This window comes from Shinella sedimenti (assembly GCF_022601905.1).
Taxonomy (GTDB): domain Bacteria; phylum Pseudomonadota; class Alphaproteobacteria; order Rhizobiales; family Rhizobiaceae; genus Shinella; species Shinella sedimenti.
The window spans coordinates 194709-213622 of sequence record NZ_JAKVIN010000008.1; the positions used below are offsets into that span (position 1 = coordinate 194709).

14 protein-coding genes are annotated in these 18914 nt (G+C 62.9%); 4 read left to right on the forward strand and 10 right to left on the reverse strand.

What is annotated here, in order from left to right; all coding sequences use genetic code 11:
- Window positions 1-425: 425 nt before the first annotated feature.
- Complete coding sequence (locus MKI86_RS18985) at window positions 426-1442, forward strand: GntR family transcriptional regulator (RefSeq protein ID WP_241604201.1); 1017 nt, start codon at window positions 426-428, stop codon at window positions 1440-1442.
- A 60-nt stretch (window positions 1443-1502) separates the two neighbouring features.
- Here the strand turns inward: MKI86_RS18985 and MKI86_RS18990 are convergent, their stop codons facing one another.
- From MKI86_RS18990 to MKI86_RS19010, 5 genes are read right to left on the reverse strand one after another with little or no spacing between them, the layout of a single operon-like run.
- Window positions 1503-2474, reverse strand: a complete 972-nt coding sequence (locus tag MKI86_RS18990) for a 5-oxoprolinase subunit C family protein (protein WP_241604203.1) — start codon at window positions 2472-2474, stop codon at window positions 1503-1505.
- A complete protein-coding gene (locus tag MKI86_RS18995) occupies window positions 2464-3339 on the reverse strand; it encodes a 5-oxoprolinase subunit B family protein (protein ID WP_241604205.1) in 876 nt (291 codons plus the stop codon). Before MKI86_RS18995 ends, MKI86_RS18990 begins: the two co-directional genes overlap by 11 nt.
- Entirely contained in the window at window positions 3339-4724 is a 1386-nt protein-coding gene (locus tag MKI86_RS19000) for an acetyl-CoA carboxylase biotin carboxylase subunit (protein ID WP_241604208.1), read from the reverse strand. Before MKI86_RS19000 ends, MKI86_RS18995 begins: the two co-directional genes overlap by 1 nt.
- On the reverse strand, window positions 4721-4963 hold the full coding sequence (locus tag MKI86_RS19005; protein ID WP_241604210.1) for an acetyl-CoA carboxylase: 243 nt from the start codon (window positions 4961-4963) through the stop codon (window positions 4721-4723). Before MKI86_RS19005 ends, MKI86_RS19000 begins: the two co-directional genes overlap by 4 nt.
- 20 nt (window positions 4964-4983) lie before the next feature.
- The gene (locus tag MKI86_RS19010) at window positions 4984-5760 is read right to left on the reverse strand and encodes a 5-oxoprolinase subunit PxpA (protein WP_241604213.1); all 777 of its coding nucleotides are present in this window, start codon (window positions 5758-5760) and stop codon (window positions 4984-4986) included.
- 254 nt (window positions 5761-6014) lie between these two features.
- Here MKI86_RS19010 and MKI86_RS19015 point away from each other — a divergent pair, with 254 nt between their 5' ends.
- Complete coding sequence (locus MKI86_RS19015; protein ID WP_134652342.1) at window positions 6015-6917, forward strand: LysR family transcriptional regulator; 903 nt, start codon at window positions 6015-6017, stop codon at window positions 6915-6917.
- 103 nt (window positions 6918-7020) lie between these two features.
- Here the strand turns inward: MKI86_RS19015 and capA are convergent, their stop codons facing one another.
- Both capA and capB read right to left on the reverse strand, forming a co-directional pair.
- A complete protein-coding gene (gene capA, locus MKI86_RS19020; RefSeq protein WP_241604216.1) occupies window positions 7021-9102 on the reverse strand; it encodes a caprolactamase subunit alpha in 2082 nt (693 codons plus the stop codon).
- Between the two features lie 11 nt (window positions 9103-9113).
- Entirely contained in the window at window positions 9114-10874 is a 1761-nt protein-coding gene (gene capB / locus MKI86_RS19025) for a caprolactamase subunit beta (RefSeq protein WP_241604219.1), read from the reverse strand.
- A 241-nt stretch (window positions 10875-11115) separates the two neighbouring features.
- Between capB and MKI86_RS19030 the strand changes: the two genes are divergently transcribed.
- Window positions 11116-12081, forward strand: coding sequence for an AraC-like ligand-binding domain-containing protein (locus MKI86_RS19030; protein WP_241604222.1), 966 nt, complete (start codon window positions 11116-11118; stop codon window positions 12079-12081).
- Between the two features lie 12 nt (window positions 12082-12093).
- On the opposite strand, the gene MKI86_RS19035 is transcribed toward MKI86_RS19030, so the two are convergent.
- The 3 genes from MKI86_RS19035 to MKI86_RS19045 form a co-directional block, all read right to left on the reverse strand.
- Window positions 12094-12933: a hypothetical protein gene (locus MKI86_RS19035; RefSeq protein ID WP_241604225.1), complete on the reverse strand. Its 840-nt coding sequence runs from the start codon at window positions 12931-12933 to the stop codon at window positions 12094-12096.
- Between the two features lie 148 nt (window positions 12934-13081).
- Window positions 13082-13996: a response regulator gene (locus tag MKI86_RS19040; protein WP_241604227.1), complete on the reverse strand. Its 915-nt coding sequence runs from the start codon at window positions 13994-13996 to the stop codon at window positions 13082-13084.
- A complete protein-coding gene (locus MKI86_RS19045; protein WP_241604231.1) occupies window positions 13989-17363 on the reverse strand; it encodes a hybrid sensor histidine kinase/response regulator in 3375 nt (1124 codons plus the stop codon). Before MKI86_RS19045 ends, MKI86_RS19040 begins: the two co-directional genes overlap by 8 nt.
- Before the next feature lie 229 nt (window positions 17364-17592).
- Here MKI86_RS19045 and urtA point away from each other — a divergent pair, with 229 nt between their 5' ends.
- Entirely contained in the window at window positions 17593-18885 is a 1293-nt protein-coding gene (gene urtA / locus MKI86_RS19050) for an urea ABC transporter substrate-binding protein (RefSeq protein ID WP_241604234.1), read from the forward strand.
- The last annotated feature ends 29 nt before the right edge of the window (window positions 18886-18914 follow it).

Here is an 18914-nt window from a genome sequence, read left to right on the forward strand (position 1 = left end):
TCGTTCACGCATCGTCAGATGCGCGGCGCAGCGATATTCCTGAACATTTCACTTCGTTCCGCTTACGGTGCCTCTTACGGGCACCTTGATTTCAAAAACCATGCCATAAATGGTTTTTGTATTCAATAGACTTTTTATAATTTTCCGTTTTATCGTGCTGCTGCGTGAAAACCAACAGAACGGCCGAGCGGACATATCGTTTTCGTAGCGCTTACGTCTGCGCGCAGCGGCGGAAATACGCCTGTTGCGCACGATATTCGCAAGCTAAGAGGAAGGACCCGCGATGACGCGACAGTCGAGACCTTGGGACGACGGCGCCTCGACGGATCTTCCTAATTTCAAACTTTGTATTCAATAATCATTTATGCCATCCTTTTCTTCCGATGGAGAATGCGGCACAGTGCGCCCGTTATGAAAATCCAGCGATGACGGAATCCATGAAGGAAGAGCAGGCCGCCACGGGCAGCCAGAAGCGGTACGAAATCGCCGAGGAGGTGCTGCGCAGCAACATCGAAGCCGGCACGCTGCCGGCTGGCCTCGTGCTGCTGGAAGGTCCCATCGCCGACATTCTGCAGACGTCGCGCGCGCCGGTTCAGCGCGCGCTTCAGACGCTGGAGGCCGACGGGCTGGTGCATCGCTTCGCCGGCCGCGGCTTCCTGGTGGGACCGCCCGGCGACGGTGTCGAGCCGATCCGCACGGATATCAAGGCGCTTGGCCTCGTCGTGCCCCGTCATGCGGACGAGGCGCTGCAAAGCCGCTCGTCCTGGGAGCGCATCTACAATACCGTGGAGGCGGATGTTGCCGGCTGCGTGGTCTTCGGCCGCTATCGCATCGTCGAGATGGAACTCGCCAACCATTTCAATGTCAGCCGCACCGTCGTTCGCGACGTGCTGACGCGCCTGCGCGAGCGCGGGCTCGTGCGCAAGAACCAGAGTTCGCACTGGATTGCCGGCCCCCTCACCGCACAGACGGTGAAGGATCATTTCGTGCTGCGCACCATGCTGGAACCGCCGGCCATACGCCTCGGCGCGCCGGCAGTGAACCGGGCGCGGCTGGAGACGCTTCTGAAGCGGCTGCGCACTGCGGAAGACAGCGCCGGTGGTCTTGGCAACAGCGAGGCGATCCAGATCGAGTTCATCGAATGCTGCGTCCTTGCCGCACCGAACGAGCGGCTGAGGGACCTCGTGCGCAACAATCTGCTGCCGGTGACAGCGACCGACCGGCTGCTGCGCCGACTCGGCCTGCCCGGCGATCCCGCGATCATCACGGAACTTCGATTGGTTGCCGAACTTCTGCTGCGCGGAGCGACGGAATCGGCGGTGTCCATGATGGCGACCCATCTGGAAGCCTCCCTCAACCGCACCATCGCGCAGATGAAGATCGTGGCGATCATTCCCGGCCCGGGCGTGACGGCCGCCTATCTGACGCCCGTTCTCGACTGACCCGCCTTGCGGTGGGCCCTGTCTTGAAGGGTGTGCAGCGGCGGTGCGCATCGTCCTCTCCTATGCCAGCGCTTCGCGCAACCGGGACAGCGCTGCCCGGCGCTCCCCGCGCGCAGCCAGTGCCTCTTCCATCGTCACCTTGACGAAGCGCGTCGGCATGTGCGGCTGGAGTTGGCCGATCAGGTCCATGTCGGCGGAGATGACCGTGCCCACCATGAAATAGCCGCCGCCGGATACGGCATCCCGGTGCAGGATGATCGGCTCCGTGCCGCCCGGGACCTGGATCGAGCCATAGGGGTAGCAGCTGTCGACGATGTTCGACGGGTCCGAACCGGCGCCGAAGGGCTGCTCGCGCTCGACGAAATCAAGCTTCCGGCCACCCTTGAAACGGTAGCCCATGCGATCCGCCTCGTTTGCGACCTTCCACTCGTCGGCGAAAAAGTTCTCCTGCGACTGCTCTGTCACGCGATGCCAGTAGAGGCCGGGCAGAACGCGCAGCTCCGCGGGCATGCCCGGCTTGCGACGCATGGCTTCAGGAACGCTCTTTCCCTCGCTCGCAAGACTACCGCTGCCGACCGGCAGTTCATCGCCGGCGGCTAGGGGACGGCCGTTGAAACCGCCCAGCGCACCGATCGGATAAGTAGAGCGGCTTCCGAGCGCTTCGGGTCCATCGATGCCACCGGAGACCGCGATGCAGATGCGCGCACCGGATTTCAGGAAATCGAAGGTCAGCGTCTGGCCGGCCTTGACCTTGAAGGCGGTCCAGCCTGCCTGGGCGACGCCATCAACCTTGGCCGGCATGTCGGCGCCCGTGACGGCGACAAGCGCATCCTCGGTGAATTCCAGCTTCGGGCCGATGAACACGGCTTCGAGCCCTGCCGCGCCTTCGTCATTGCCGACGAGAAGGTTCGCCGCGCGCATTGCGTAACGATCCATCGCACCGCCGACCGGAATGCCGAGGTGAAAGTAGCCGGGACGACCGAGATCCTGAACGGTGGTCGCAAGACCGTGGTGGAGAACCTTAATGGCCATGGAGCACACCCTCCAGCTTGGCGTTGGTACCGTCGATATCCTTCTGGTAGTCGCGCAGATCGAACGTCACCTCGCGGATTGGCGGGGCAAACAACCCCTTATCGACATCTTCCACCGCTTGGTCATAGGCGTCGCGATCGATCGGCTTGAACTTCACGATGTCGCCGGGGCGGAAGAACACCATGAAATCGCGCAGGTAGCTGGTCGTCTGGGTCGGATCGAAGATCGGCATGGGCGTGATGCCGAACATCTGGTAGCCGCCGGCACCGCGCACCGAATAGATGCAGCCGAAGCAACCGCCATGGCCGACAGTGAGCCGCGGTGTATCCGTGCGCGGCCTGAGGTACTTCGGCACCTGTATCTGCCGCTGACGCTCGACCATCTGGTACATGAAGGGAAGGCCCGCGACGAAACCCACCATCGAGACGAACCACGGCGAGCCGGAATGGGCACCGACGAAATCGTCGACGGAGCCGTAGCCATTGATGCGGGCCGCATAGTCCAGGTCGGTTCCCGTCGGGTCCTGGTGACGCTCGCGAAAGCGCATCAGCGTCTCATGTGTCCACGGGTCGTTGTAGAAGACGGGGATTTCGACGATGCGGGTCTTCAGCACGGGCTCGGCCTTGGCGGCTGCGCCTTCGATGGCCTTGACCTCCTTCAGGACATCGTCCGGATGGATGATGTCAGGGTCGAACTTGATCTGGAACGAGGCGTTGGCCGGGCAGATTTCCGTTACGCCCCTGATGCCGCTATCGCGCACGCCCTTGGCCATGGAAAGGCTCTTGAAGAAGGCCTCAAGCGACATTTCCTCGCTGCATTCGACGAACAGGTGCTCGTCGCCTCCGAATGAATATCTGGTCGTCATCAGGCAACCTCCGCCGTCGCGCCGGTCTTTGCGGCGAATTCCGTTTCAAGCCATCGTTCGAGGAAGCGGGTATCGAACGCACCACGCGCCACGCTCGCATCGCTGGCAAGCGCCAGGTGCAGGGAAATGGTGGTGGGAATTCCCTCAATGACGAGGCCGCTCAGCACCTGCCTCAGACGCTCCAGGCAGGCTTCACGCGTTTCGGCCCAGACGATGAGCTTGCCGACAAGCGAGTCGTAGAACGGCGGGATCGTGTAGCCCTCGTAGAGCATCGTATCGAAACGGATCCCATCGCCCTCGGGCACGACGAGGCGCGAAATCGTTCCCGGCGCCGGCATGAACCCCTTGGCCGGGTCTTCCGCGTTGATCCTGCATTCGATGGCATGGCCAAATGCCTCGACATCCGCCTGACTGATCGACAAGGGTGCGCCGCCGGCCACGCGGATCATCTCGGAAACAAGATCGATGCCGGTGATCATTTCCGTCACCGGATGCTCGACCTGAATGCGCGTGTTGACCTCGATGAAGTAAAATTCGCGCGTCGTTTCGTCATAGAGATATTCGACGGTTCCTGCGCCGCGATAGGCGACCTCGCGCGCCAGCGCGACCGCACTTTCGCACAGCTTGGCCCGCACCTCGGCCGGAAGAAGGAAGGACGGCGCTTCTTCCCAGACTTTCTGGCGGCGGCGCTGCAACGAGCATTCCCGTTCGAAGCAATGAACGAAGTTCTTGCCGTCACCGAGGATCTGCACCTCGACATGGCGGGCCTTGGTGATGACCTTTTCAAGATAAAGCCCACCGTCGCCGAAGGCGGCGAGCGCTTCTGCCGAGGCCTGTGGGAAATGCCGCTCGAGATCCGCTAGGTCGGCGGCGATACGGATACCGCGACCGCCGCCGCCGGCTGCCGCCTTGATCATGATCGGGAAGCCGGTCTTCGCCGCCACACCCCGTGCTTCCTCGATTGTGGCAAGGCGCCCCGCGCTGCCCGGCACCGTCGGAACGCCGGCCTTGGCGGCAACGGCGCGGGCGGCGACCTTGTCGCCCAGCAGGCGGATCGCATCACCTTTCGGGCCGATGAAGATGAGGCCCGCGGCTTCGACGGCGTCGGCAAAATCGGCGTTTTCAGACAGGAAGCCGTAACCCGGATGCACGGCATCCACGCCTGCGGCCTTGGCCGCATTCACCACGGCCTCGATGTTCAGGTAGGATTTCTTCGGCGCCGGCGATCCGATATCGATGGCTTCGTCGGCGAGCTTCACCGCGAGCATGTCGGCATCGGCTGCACTGTGGACCTGCACGGTGCGGATGCCGAGCGCCTTCGCCGCCTTGATGATGCGCACCGCGATCTCGCCGCGGTTGGCAACGAGGATCGAGCGGATGGTCATGCCTCCACCTCGGCGATGACCTGACCGGCCATGACCGGTTCCTCGTTCTCGACGAGGAAGGTGATGTTCTTGCCATCGACGCCGGCGGGCACCTCCTGGAAGGTCTTCATGACCTCGATCAGGCCGATTGCGTCGCTTGACGCCACGCTATCGCCGTCAGCCTTGAAAGGCGGCACGTCGGGCGACGACGCGCGGTAGAAGGTGCCCGGCAGGGGCGATCTGATCTCGATCTTGCTCATGTCTCTCTCCACTCCAGAAGTCAGCGCCCGGCCGAGGCCGAAACGGGCGCAATACGTATACCCGCTCCCACCAGCGCATCACGCATCTGGCACACGATGTCGAATGCGCCGAGCGTGTCGGAATGGAAGCAGATGGATTCGAAATCGATGTCGATGTCGCGGCCCGTGACGGTCCTGACCTTGCCCTCCTGACAGGCGCGCAGAACCTTGCGCGCGATGGCGGCGGGATCGGGACGGCCGGCATCGCGGGTGAACACGATGGAGCCGCTGTCGTCGTATTCGCGATCGGCGTAGAATTCGCGCACCACGGGCTGGCCCGCTTCGGTCGCGGCGCGAAACGTCGCCGAACCGCCCATGCAGAAGATAAAGGCGTTCGGCTCGACGGTGCGCATATACTGCACGAAGCTCTGGGACAGTTCCGGATTGATCGCCATCTCCATGTAGAGAGCGCCATGCGGCTTCACATGCTGGAGCCGCCCGCCGTGGCGATGGGCGAATTCCCTGATAGCGCCGACCTGATAGACGAGGTCGTTGACAAGTTCCTTTGCGGTGCCCGCGATCTTTCGACGACCAAAGCCCTGGAGATCGTTGTAGCCGGGATGGGCGCCGATGCCGACACCGTGTTCGGCGGCGAGCCGCACCGTTTCATCCATCAGGTTGGGATCACCGGCATGGAAACCCGCGGCGATGTTCGCCGAGCTGATCAGCGGCATCAGTGAGGTGTCTTCCGTGTCACCGACGCGCCAGCGGCCGAAGGCCTCGCCCATGTCGCAATTGATATCGACCACCTCACGCACCGTCTCAACCTCGCAGCATTCCTGAATGGAGTGAACGCTAGGCCCTTTAGAGCCCTTTGAAAAATTCTATTTTTCCATATATGAATTCTAAAAATCAGAACTCGATGCCTCGTTTTGTTGCGCCGCAAAAACCATAAAAAACAAACTGGTAACCCGGTTATGCCCCTAACAGGGCGGTCTGATGCTCATTTCGGCGCCGTCTGTTCTGATTTTTCGATACCTGCTCGCAGCAAATCAGAATGGGAATGACAGCCATGACGCTGAGCCTCCGGCAGATCCGCTACTTCGTCGCCACCGCGGAGCTCGGCCAGATTTCGCAAGCCGCGGTCGATCTCTCGATATCCCAGTCCGCGGTGACGACGGCGATCAAGGAGCTGGAGCGCACGGTCGGCGTGAGCCTCTTCCTGCGCACGCCGCATGGCATGGACCTTACGCCCGCCGGACGGCAATTTCTGTCGCATGCCTACGAGATCCTGAAGAAGGTCGATGAGGCGACGCATCTCAATGTCGTCAGCAACGAGATCGAAGGCACGCTGACGGTTGCCGCGACCTACACCGTGATCGGCTACTTTCTGCCGCTGCATATCGAGCGGCTGCGGCGGCTCTTTCCCAGGCTCGAAATCCAGCTCTTTGAGCTCAATCGGGAATCCATCGAGGAAGGGCTGCTGAGCAACCGCTACGACATGTCGGTTCTGCTCACCTCCAACATCCTGAACCCGGCCCTGATCACGGAGAAGGTGCTGAGCTCGACGCGCCGGCTCTGGCTGCCGGCCCAGCATCCACTCCTGCAGGCCGAGACCGTGGGACTGCGGGACATCGCCGACGAGCCCTACATCATGCTGACGGTGGACGAGGCCGCGCATTCCGCGCTGAAATACTGGAGCGCCACGCCCTATCAGCCGCGCGTCATCCTGCGCACCTCCTCGGTTGAGGCCGTTCGCTCGCTGGTCGCCAACGGCCAGGGCGTCGCCATCCTTTCCGACATGGTGCACAGGCCCTGGTCGCTCGAGGGCCGGCGCATCGAGACGGTGAACATCAGCGACACCGTTCCCGCCATGGATGTGGGCCTCGCCTGGCGGCGAAACATGGAGCTGACGCCCCCCATGCTCGCCTTCCGTTCTTACTTCCAGCAGGCCTTTCACCTGCCGGAACGTTGAGCGGATAACCGCAGGGACCGCGGCCGCCGGCGCCGATATGCTGCCTGCCATTCCGGTTCTCCCTGTTGCGAGGCACCGCTCCGCCCGCCAGCGGAGCGAATTCTCACTGTTCGCGTGTCAGCAGGTAACTGCCGCTTTCGTGCAGCACACTCGTCCAGCCCGGCTCGATGATGATGGTCGTCGTCACCTCCTCGATGATGGCGGGGCCCTGGATGCGGGCGCCGGCGCCGAACTTTGCACCATCGTAAACGGGCGTGGACGTGACCTTGCCGGATTGCTCGAAGATCGCGTCGCGATGCCCCTTCAGCGCGGCCGCATCGTCGCCGCGCGTCACCAGCTTAGGCGGCCGTACCTTCTCGATGCGGCCGTAGATGGTGGATTCGATGTTCACCACCTCCACCGTGCTGTGCCGTTCGGCATAGGTGTAAAGCTCCTCATGCCGGGCGTGGAAAGCGTCCTTGACCTTTTCGATGGTGTTTTCGTCGATCGGGAACGTGCCGATATCCACGGTGCATTCATGCACCTGGCCGACATAGCGCATGTCGAGCGAACGGCGGATGTCGATCGCGTCGGCCGCGAAACCGTCGGCCTCAAGATGCGCAACACCTTTGACCTCGATCTCCTTGAAGAGGGCGTCGATACGCGCGTAGCTCGCTGGGTTGTCGAGCCTCACCGGGGCCGGGGCCATGTAGTTGTATTTCACGTCGGAGATGATCTGGCCGAAGGCGCAGAGACCGGAGGCGAGCTTGGGCAGGATGATCGTGTCGATACCCATTTCACGCGCCAGCGCCGTAATATGGGCGGCCGTCGCGCCCCCTGCCCCGACGAGGACGAAATCGCGCGGGTCGTAGCCGCGCTCGACAGAAACGCGCCTGATGCCGTTGACCATGTTGTTGTTGACGATGGCGAACATGCCATAGGCCGCCTGTTCGGTGGAGATGCCGAGCGGTTCTGCGACCCGCGCCACGGCCGCCCGCGCCTTCTCCACGTCAAGCGGCAATTTGCCGCCAAGCAGGCCTGCGGGGTTGAGATAGCCGAGCACGAGATTGGCGTCTGAGGTCGTGGGTTCCGCTCCGCCCCGGCCATAGCAGGCCGGACCCGGCTCGGAACCGGCCGATTGGGGGCCGACCTGGAGAAGACCGAGCGGGTCCACCCAGCCGATCGACCCGCCACCGGCGCCGAGCGTCTCAACCTGGATCATCGGCACGCCGATGCGATAACGCAGGAAATCGATGTTCTTGTTGAGGTTGGTCTGGCCGCTGCGGGTGAGCGTGATGTCGAAGGACGTGCCGCCCATATCGACGGTGATGACGTTCTTGTGGCCGAACGGCGCGCCGGCATAGAGCCCCGCCTGCGGCGCGGAAGCCGGGCCGGAATTGATGGCGTAGACGGAGCGGTCGCTCATGACCTGCCCGATGGCAAGCCCGCCATTGGACTGGAAGTAGCGCACCGGCTGCTTGGCGCCGAGCGAGCGGAAATAGGCATCGACCGCCGTGATGTAACGACGCATGACCGGGGCGAGATAGGCGTTCGTGACCGCCGTCGACGTGCGGGTGTATTCGCGCACCTGCGGATAAAGCTCGCTGCCGACGGTCAGCACGGCATCCGGCATCATCTCGCGCACGATTTCGGCCGCGCGCCGCTCATGTGATGGGTCCAGCACCGACCAGACGAAGGAGATGGCGACGGTCTCGACCCCCTCCTTCAGGAAGAGCCGGCAGGCCTCGCGCACATCCTCCTCATGCAGTGGCGTGCGCACGGAACCGTCCGACAGCACACGTTCGCGAATGCCGCGGCGCAGATAGCGCGGGACGAGCATCGTGGCGGCGGGATAATCGGGGTCGTAGCGGAAGCCGTCTTCCTTGTGGCCGTTGCGGATCTCGATGGAGTCCTCGTGCCCGGCCGTGCAGATCAGACCCGTGCGGCCGCCGCGATGGGTGATCAACGCATTGAGGCCGACCGTCGTGCCGTTGATGCACAAGTCGCAATTGGCGATGATCTCCTCGATCGGCCGCTGGAGATCGGCGGCGATCAGGCCAAGACCGTTCTCGATGGCCTTGGTGGGGTCGGAGGGTGTGGAGAGCGCCTTGAACAGCCTGACCTCACCGGTCGCGCGGTCGGCAATGACGAAGTCGGTGAAGGTGCCGCCGGCATCGATGCCGAGACGGTAGGAATGCATGGTCATGTCTGTCTTCCTTAAACAGCGGCTCTGAGCCGGTCGGTCTCGGCCGTATCGACATCAAGGGTCTCGAGGCTCACGATGGCGACCCCGTAGTCGAGCCGCGCGCCTTCCAGGGAGACGAGGCCGTTGCGCACATCGGAAACGACCTTTTCCACCGGCCGCTCGAACGGGTTGCCGAAGCCTCCGCCGCCCGGATTGAGATTGGTGATCGTCTGGCCGGGCTTGATGGTCTCGATGATGTTCTTGCGCTCGACCTGGACCGCGCCGTCACGCCGCAATTCGACGCGGCCCACCTTGGTATCGACCATGGCCGACGTCGCACCGGCGGCACCCATCGCCGGAATACGCCGCCCCTCGCCGAAGCCTATGCACAGCATGTCGCCGTTAAGCGGCTCGACTTCCCAGGCCGTGCCGGAACCGCCGCGGAATTTGCCGGCGCCGCCGGAATCCGTCATCAGCGAATAGCGATGGATGACGATGGGATAGGAATATTCAAGCAGTTCCACATCGCCAGAGGTCAAGGCGCCGAAGCAGCATTCCGGGCCGACGGCGTGCCAGCCGTCCTGCTTGGGCGTCGCACCGCCGCCGGAAATGATGGTGGCCAGCACCATGGTCACGAACTCCTCGTTTGTGCGGGAATCGCGGCCGGCGATGTTGAGGCCGTTGGCATGTCCCCATGAGGCCGAGACGCGCGACGGCACCGCCTTCTCGAAGGCGAGACGCACGGCATCCGTCAGCGTTTCCATCGGCGTCGTCGTGCAGTTCATGTGCGGTGCGGGCTCCTGCGCATTGCAGAGCGTGCCTTTCGGCCCGAAATCGAGGCTGACGCAGCGATAGAGCCCTTCATTGTAGGGCGGCGGCAGTGCCGCAAACATCATCAGGCCCAGATAGACGCCGGAATGGGAATTGCCCTCGTAGGAATTGATGAAATACGGAATCTGTGGCGGGCTATCGATGGCGATATGGCAGGCGTCGCCATCGATCGTCACCGTCGCCTTGATCTCGAAATCGCCGAAACCGTGGCCGGCATCCTCAAGAATGGCGGCACCCTCATAGGTACCGTCCGGCACTGTCGCGATCAGCGCGCGCATGTGCTTGTCGGCCATGTCGAGCAGGGTATCGACGCAGGCATCGACCTGCTCCTTGCCGTATTTGTCGAGCATGGCGAGAAGGTTGCGTTCCCCCACCTGGCAGGCGCCGATCAGGGCGCGGAAGTCCCCTTCCTGATCGCGGCGGGCGCGCATGTTGGTCAGGATCATGTTCAGCACGTCATGGCGCGGCTTGCCGCGATCCCAGATCTTCACCGGCGGAATGCGCAGGCATTCTGCGTAGATTTCCGTGGCATTGGGGTTGTACCCCGCCGGCACCGGCCCGCCGATATCGGTGAGGTGACCCTTGCAGACGGTCCAGTAGACGAGCTCGCCCTTGTAGAAGACCGGCTTGTACATGCAGGTATCGATCGCGTGGCTGCCGCCGAAGGCCGGATCGTTGTGAAGGATCAGGTCGCCTTCGTGGATGTCGTCGCCGAAGAAGGCCGCAACCGCCTTCATGGCGGGAATGAGCGAGCCGAGATGGATCGGAATGTCCTGCCCCTGCAGAATCATCTCCGGCCGGGCATTGAACAGCGCCGTCGAATAATCGTGCGCCAGGTTGAAGACCGACGAGCGGGCCGTTTTCTCCAGCGCAAGCGTCATTTCGCGCTGTGTCGTCTCGAGCATGCCGCGCACCACCGAAAGGGTGATCGGGTCCACCTTGGAAGTCTGGGTATGGAGCATCGTGTTCACGCTGGTTGAGGGCGAGAGCCGACGGCCTGGAAACCGTTCGCGTAGCTGAAATGTCTGTTCCCTGGGCCGCCGGTGTCTGTCGCACCGTTGAAGCCGGGCTCAATCTAGGCAGAGATTTCCGGTCCGGTCTTTGCAGGAGGCGAACAACGGTTTGCGCTCGAGCGCACAAGCTGCCATTTTCGTTGCCTGGCAGACATCATGTGCATACCTTTTAACGAAGAGGGAAAGCCGCATGAAGACGAGCATCACCACAAGCGCGACACGCGCACCGGACCGCAGCCGCCACTGGCACGAGGCCATCGCCTCGGCCTACTTCCCGCTCGACCTGCGCTTTCGCGAGGCCGACCGCTTTTCCGGCGACCTGACGACATGGCAGTTTGGCGATGTCTCTATTTCGCGGCTGACCTGCGATGCCCTGCAATATCTGCGCCTCCCGCATCACTTCCGCGCCGCGAGGGACGAGGAATTCCTCGTGACGGTGCCTGCGAATGCGGAAGTGTTCTTTTCCCAAGGCGGCCGCGAGATGACGTGCCGGCCTGGCGGCTTCTTCTTGGAGCGCAGCAGCGAGCCCTACCAGTTCAGCCATTCGGAGGCGGCCGACATGTGGGTGCTCAAGGTCGAGGCCGAGGCGCTTGGCGGGCGCATGCGCGCGCCGGACCGCTTCTGCACCCTGCAATTCGAGGCCGACAACGGCGCCGGCGGCCTTTTCACAGACATGCTGCACCTCCTGCCCGCGCGCTTCGATGGCATGACCCAGGAAGCGCGCACGACGGTCGGTCGCCAGCTTGTCGATCTGCTTGTTCTTGCGATCAAGGCGGATGATCGCGTGTTGACATCAGGCAACTCGACGGTGCGCAGCGCCCATCTCGCCCGCGTCGAGACCTATGTTCGCGCCCATCTCCAGGATTTCCGCCTCGACCCGGAGCGCATCGCCCGGGCCTGCGGCATCTCCACCCGCTATCTGCACGAGCTGTTCAGGGATACGGGTGACACGGTCCGCAACTGGATCCGCACCCAGCGGCTTTCGGCGTGCAGCGAGGCGCTGGCGGATCCCGGCAATGTGCAGACCGCCGCCGAGATCGCCTACAGCTGGGGCTTCAGCGACCAGACCCAGTTCTCCCGTGCCTTCAAGTCCCATTTCGGCCTGCCGCCGGGAGAATATCGAGCAAGGGCCTTCGAAGCCCGGGCGGACGGCTAGGGCGTTGCGCGCTCAGAACCGATAGGTCAGACCGAGCACCGGGCCGGAAAGGCGCGTGTCGAAGACATGGCCGTCATGCTCGTAGTCGACATCCAGCACCTTGTATCCGGCCGAGACGGACAGGTTGTCGGTGAAGGTATAGTTTACCGTCGCCAGCGCCGACCAGGTCAGATCGGACCCGACGCCGAAACCGCCGATATCGATCTGCCCCTGTATCGAAAGCTTGTCGGTCAGGTTTACGAACAGCCGCGCGCCGACAACCGGATCCACCCAGCCGAAGCTCTCCTCGTGACTGGCGGAAACCCGTCCCAGACCGGGATAGCTCGCGGTAACCGAGACATCGTTGGAAATATACCAGAACCGCGCCCCCCCAAGGGCATCCAGCGAGAGTTCCGGCGTGTCGATGACACGATAACCGCCCTGCAGGGTCGCCATGAATTCACGCGTATCGACATCGGCATCGATGCGCGCGCCAGCAGGGATCGCCGCAATCCCGGGGATCTGCAACGCCGGCAGCGGACCCGTTGCCTTGCTGTCGGTTGTGTTGACATACATGACATCGCCCGACAGCACGAAGCGGTCATAACGCCCCCAGATATTGACGAAGCCGCCGAAGTTGAGGTCGTCAATCACATCGGAGAACGACTTTTCGACAGAAAGCGTTGGAGCGCGGCGGAAAGGCGAGATATCGCCATCGAGACCGGTTGCCCACATATAGGGCGTGATCTGCAAGGCCCAGTCGGAATGCAGTCCTGCGGCCGGGTCTGCCTCGACGGCGACGGCACCGTCGGCAGCATGAGCGAGGCCGGCGGCACACAGCACCAGGATGGCGGAAGCCGCATATCTCTTCATCGCGTCGTCTCCCTCGCCGCAGCGAGTTCTGATGCCGCCGCACTGTCATCAACCACCGGTTTTTGCAAGTTTAAGCCGATTTGACCGACGCCGCCAAGCGGGTTTCCCCCGGCGTCTCTGCAAACGCCGAGCGTCACCAGCGCCGATGCTAAATTTCGTGCAAAACGTTCGCGGCCTTCACGGCGGCGGAAGCACGGTTTTCGACGCCGAGCTTCACGTAAATCTGCTCCAGGTGCTTGGTGACCGTGCGGGCGCTGAGGCCCAGGATTTCGGCGATGTCGCGGTTCGACTTGCCCTTCGCGATCCACAACAGGACTTCGGATTCGCGGTGCGTCAGCGAGAAGTGCTGGCGCAGGATCTCATCATCGGACAGACGGCTTTCTGCCGTCAGGCGAAAGAGGAACTCATCCGCATCGATCCTGCCGAGGAAAGATAGTTGCAGGCTCGCCTGCCCCGGCTGGCGGATGACGAAAGTGGTTTCGCGGTTCGTGCCGCGCATCTTCATCCAGTTGCGGATATGGTCTGAGACGACGTCGAGCCCCTCGTCGCTGCCCGTCGCGGCATTGACCAGCCGGGTCGCCTGCGGTGTCGACCAGCGGATCTTGCCCTCGCTGCTGACTGCCAGGAGGTGTCGCCCTGCGGCATCAAGCGCCACGCGCGCGCTCTGGGCGGAGCGGGCATTGGTGAGATGCACGCGGATGCGCGCCCGCAGCTCGTCGATATTGATCGGCTTGGTCAGGTAATCGACGCCGCCCGATTCCAGCGCCCGCACCACATGCTCGGTCTCCGTCAGGCCGGTCATGAAGACGACGGGAACGGGGCTGATGGCGGGGTCGGCCTTCAGCTTCAGGCAGGTCTCGAAGCCATCCATGCCAGGCATCACGGCGTCGAGCAGGATGATGTTGGGGGTGATGCGGCTGACGATGTTGAGTGCCGAGGCGCCGGATGTAGCGATCAGCACGGAGAAGCCGGATTGCTCCAGCGCTTCCGTCAGGAAGCCCAGGGCCTCGGGGGAATCGTCGACGAGAAGGACGATGTCGCGGGGGATGGCTGTCTCAGTCACGGGCAGCGGCGTCTTTCCGATCCATGGTTTTCAGGAAGGCATCATAGCCGGCGAGGTCGAAAACCTGAACATAGGCGCGTACGGCTTCCGCAAAGGGCTGATGTTCCGGCACGCCGGCGATTTCGGCGAGCTTGGCTTCGATGCCTCTGATATAGCCGATCTCGCCAAGGCGGATCAGCTCGCGCACATGGTCTTCCTCCGGAATGACGATGCTGGTTTTCGAGCGATCGTCCGACGCCGCATCGTCGTGATAGATCCAGTCGAGGCCCATCTGGAGGGCGAGCTTGTCGGTGAGCTCCCGCAGATTGAAGGGTTTTGCCAGCATGTCGTTGTGGCCGGAATGGGCAGTCGAACCATCACCGATATTGGCGGAAAGCATGATGACAGGAGCGGACTGGGCCTGCGCGCGCAGGCGCTCGACCAGCTCCCAGCCGTTCATGCCGGGCATGGAGATATCAACGAGGAACAGATCGGGCTTCAGCCCCTCGACGAGCGACAGGCATTCCTCGCCGCTCTTTGCGGTGAGCACTGTGAAATCGAGCGGGCGCAGCACCTCTTCCATGAGATTGCGGTGGTCGGCATTGTCGTCCACGACGACAATGGTGCGGCGTGAGCCCCGGTAGCCCTTGATGCGCTGCACGGCATCCTTCGCAGCCGCCGGGCGATCGACGGCCGACAGCATGAGGCGAACACGGAACTCCGTGCCCTTGCCCCATTCACTGGTGACGGAGATTTCCCCGCCGAGCGTCTGGGTCAGAAGGCGCGTGATGGTGAGGCCGAGACCAAGGCCGGGCATGCGGCCGTGCTCGGCGCCGCCGCGCTGGAACGGCTCGAAGATGCGCGACAGGTCCTTTTCCTGAATGCCCTGGCCGCTGTCGCTGACGGTGAAGGTCGCGACCTGGCTGCGATAGGCGACATCGAGGCGGATTGCGCCCCGATCGGTAAACTTCAGCGCATTGGAAACAAGGTTGACGAGGATCTGGCGCAGCCGCTTGTCATCCGTGCGCACATAGCGCGGAAGGTTCGGCGGGCGCGTGTGTTCGAAGGCCACACCCTTGGCCTGCGCCTGCGGTCGGAACATCTCGACGATCTGGTCGAGAAAATCGGGCAGATGGATCTCGTTGGAATAGACCTGCAGCTTGCCGGCCTCGATCTTGGAAATATCGAGCAGCCCGTCGATAAGGCCGGAAAGGTGATCGGCGCTGCGCTTGATGACGCGGATGGCGTTCTGGCGCTGCGGCGGGATGCTTTCGTCGCGTTCCAGCACCTGGGCATAGCCGAGCACGGCATTGAGCGGCGTGCGCAGCTCGTGGCTCAGGCCCACGACATAGCGGCTCTTGGCGCGATTGGCCGACTCGGCCGCCTCCTTCGCCTGCTGGAGGGCGGCGTCCGTCTTCTTGTGTGCTGCGATTTCCTTGAGAAGAAGCGTGGTCTGTCGGGAGGACTCCTCCTCCGCCACCACCCGGCTGTCATGGGCAAGCACGTAGAACCAGCAGACAACTCCCGCGACCACCGCGAAGACGAAGAAGACGACGGCGATGGTGCGCTCCACCACTGCCGCCGTTTCCGGGGAGTGGGTCCCGACCTGATGGGCGATCATGGCGAGGATGACGCCCATGCCCGCGATGGAAAGAACGGCGGCGATGCCGTAGCGGCCGAGCCTCGTGCCGAGAGCCCGCACCGCCGTCGCGGGCAATATGGTTTTCGCCACACCGGCGATCTGCGCATTGAACCGTGCCTTCGGCTTGCACAGGTCGTGGCAGCGGCTGTCGAGCGAGCAACAGAGCGAACAGATCGGCGCCGCATAGGCCGGGCACCAGGCCATGTCCTCGGGCTCGAAGGGATGTTCGCAGATCGAGCAGGTAATGGACTGTTCAAGCGCCCAGCTTCGGCGCGGCTTGCGGGCGAGGTAATATTTTCCACCCGTCGCCCAGGCAATCAGCGGCGAGGCAATGAAGGCGACGATGGCGGCGATATAGGGCGCGAGCGAGGCCGCGATCTCGCCGAACGTGCCGAAATGGGCGGTCAGCGCGATCACCGCCGACAGCGTCATGGCGCCGAGGCCGACAGGATTGATGTCGTAAAGATGCGCCCGCTTGAACTCGATTCCGGGCGGCGACAGTCCAAGCGGCTTGTTGAGGAAGAGGTCCGCCGAAATGGTGCAAAGCCACGCCATGGCAATGATGGAGAACACGCCTAGCGTTTCCTCCAGCAGCCGGTAGATGCCGAGCTCCATCAGGAGCAGAGCGATCGCGACGTTGAAGACCAGCCAGACAACGCGGCCGGGATGGCTGTGGGTGAGGCGCGAGAAGAAGTTCGACCAGGCGAGCGACCCGGCATAGGCGTTCATCACGTTGATCTTGAGCTGCGACACCACCACGAAGGCGACCATCAGCAGGAGCGCCGCCATGTCCCACGGCAGCATGTAGCCGAAGGCCGTGTAGTACATCTGTGCAGGATCGGCCGCCCGGGTGGAAGGCACGCCCGATGACAGCGCCAGCACGACGAGGAAGGAGCCCGCGATGAGTTTTGGCGCGCCGACGATGACCCAGCCGGAACCGGCAAGGAAGACGGCGATGCGGTGATGCAGCTTGCGCTGCCCGTCCGGCGGCAGGAAGCGCAGGAAATCGACCTGCTCGCCGATCTGCGCCATCAGCGCGAAGATCACGGCCGAGGCCGCGCCGAACTCCACGAGGTTGAAGGGCGCATAGGTTCCAGGCGGTCCGGAGGGATGATGCAGGCCCGAATAGGCAAGCCATTCGCCCACCTTCTGCCAGTCCGCAAAAGCGATGAACACGAAGGGCAGGACGTTGAGCACGATCCAGAACGGCTGGGTGACGAGCTGGAAGCGCGATATGAGCTGCACGCCGTGGGTGACAAGCGGTATCACCACGATAGACGATATGATGTAGCCGATCCACAGCGGCAGGCCGAGCGCGAGCTCGAGCGCGCCGGACATGATCGACGCTTCGATGGCAAACAGGATGAAGGTGAAGCTCGCATAGATCAGCGAGGTCAAGGTGGAGCCGATATAGCCGAAGCTCGCACCGCGCGTCAGAAGATCGATATCGACGCCGTGGCGGATGGCGTAGCGGCTGATCGGCAGGCCGACCACGAGGATCATCAGGCTGGCGACGAGGATCGCCACGATGGCGTTGGTGGTGCCGTAGGACATTGTGATCGCACCGCCGATTGCCTCCAGCGCCAGGAAGGAAATCGCGCCGATGGCGGTCTGGGAGATGCGGTCGGACGAAAACCGGCGCGCACTCTTTGCGGTGAAACGCAGAGCGTAGTCTTCCAGCGTCTGGTTGGCGACCCAGCGATTGTATTCGCGGCGGATCGGTATGATGCGCTGGCGTGCGGCCATCGTGTCCTGCTGTTCCCTGGGCCGTTTGCCGGCCGTCTGTGACTGTTCCTAACACAGAAGCGCCGCCCTCGGAATTGGTGCGCCGCCGCAAAAGCTTCCCGCTTACCCCTGCCTTCTACGCAATATGACGTATGTGCAGCGCAGCATGCCTGTCGGATAGTCCCCGCAGCAACGGCCAAAAACAACCAATCCGCCCCGTTGCGGTCAAACGAACAGAGGGGTTCAGACCATGTCCATCAAGAGGCGCGCCACCGGCGCATTGCTTGCAGCCATTCTTTCCACGACAGCCTTCCACGGCGCATTCGCTGCCGACGACACCATCAAGGTCGGTATCCTGCATTCGCTTTCCGGCACCATGGCGATTTCCGAGACGACGCTCAAGGATGCCATGCTGATGCTCATCGAAGAGCAGAACAAGAAGGGCGGCCTTCTGGGCAAGAAGCTCGAAGCCGTCGTGGTCGACCCGGCTTCCGACTGGCCGCTTTTCGCTGAAAAGGCCCGTGAGCTGGTCTCGGTCGACAAGGTTTCGGCCGTCTTCGGGTGCTGGACGTCGGTGTCGCGCAAGTCCGTGCTTCCGGTGTTCGAAGAGTTGAACTCGATCCTCTTCTACCCCGTCCAGTACGAAGGCGAGGAAAGCCAGCGCAACGTGTTCTACACGGGTGCGGCACCGAACCAGCAGGCCATTCCCGCCGTCGACTACCTGATGGCGAACGAAGGCGTCGAGCGCTGGGTGCTTGCCGGCACCGACTATGTCTATCCGCGCACGACCAACAAGATCCTCGAAGCCTATCTGAAGTCCAAGGGCGTCGCCGCCGAGGACATCATGATCAATTACACGCCCTTCGGTCATTCCGACTGGCAGACGATCGTCTCCGACATCAAGAAGTTCGGCTCGGCAGGAAAGAAGACCGCCGTGGTCTCGACCATCAACGGCGACGCCAACGTTCCCTTCTACAAGGAACTCGGCAACCAGGGCGTCAAGGCGGAGGATATCCCTGTCGTCGCCTTCTCCGTGGGTGAGGAAGAACTTGCCGGCCTCGACACCGGCCCGCTCGTCGGCCACCTCGCCGCCTGGAACTACTTCCAGTCCGTCGACAACCCGGCGAATGCCGAGTTCATCAAGACGTGGCAGGCCTTCACGAAGAACGACAAGCGCGTCACCAACGACCCGATGGAAGCCCATTATATCGGCTTCAACATGTGGCTGAAGGCCGTCGAAAAGGCCGGCACCACCGATACGGACGCCGTGCTCGACGCGATGATCGGCGTTTCCGTGCCGAACCTTTCGGGCGGCTATTCCACCATGATGCCGAACCACCACATCACCAAGCCGGTGCTGATCGGCGAAATCCAGACCGACGGCCAGTTCGAGACCGTCTGGGAAACGCCCGGCCTCGTCGTCGGCGACGAGTGGTCGGACTTCCTGCCTGATTCCAAGGACCTGATCGCCGATTGGCGCAAGCCCATGGAATGCGGCAACTTCAACGTCGCCACCGGCAAGTGCGGCGGCAAGGGCTCCTGATCCGTCTGGTCACGGCCGCTGCGTCTCTC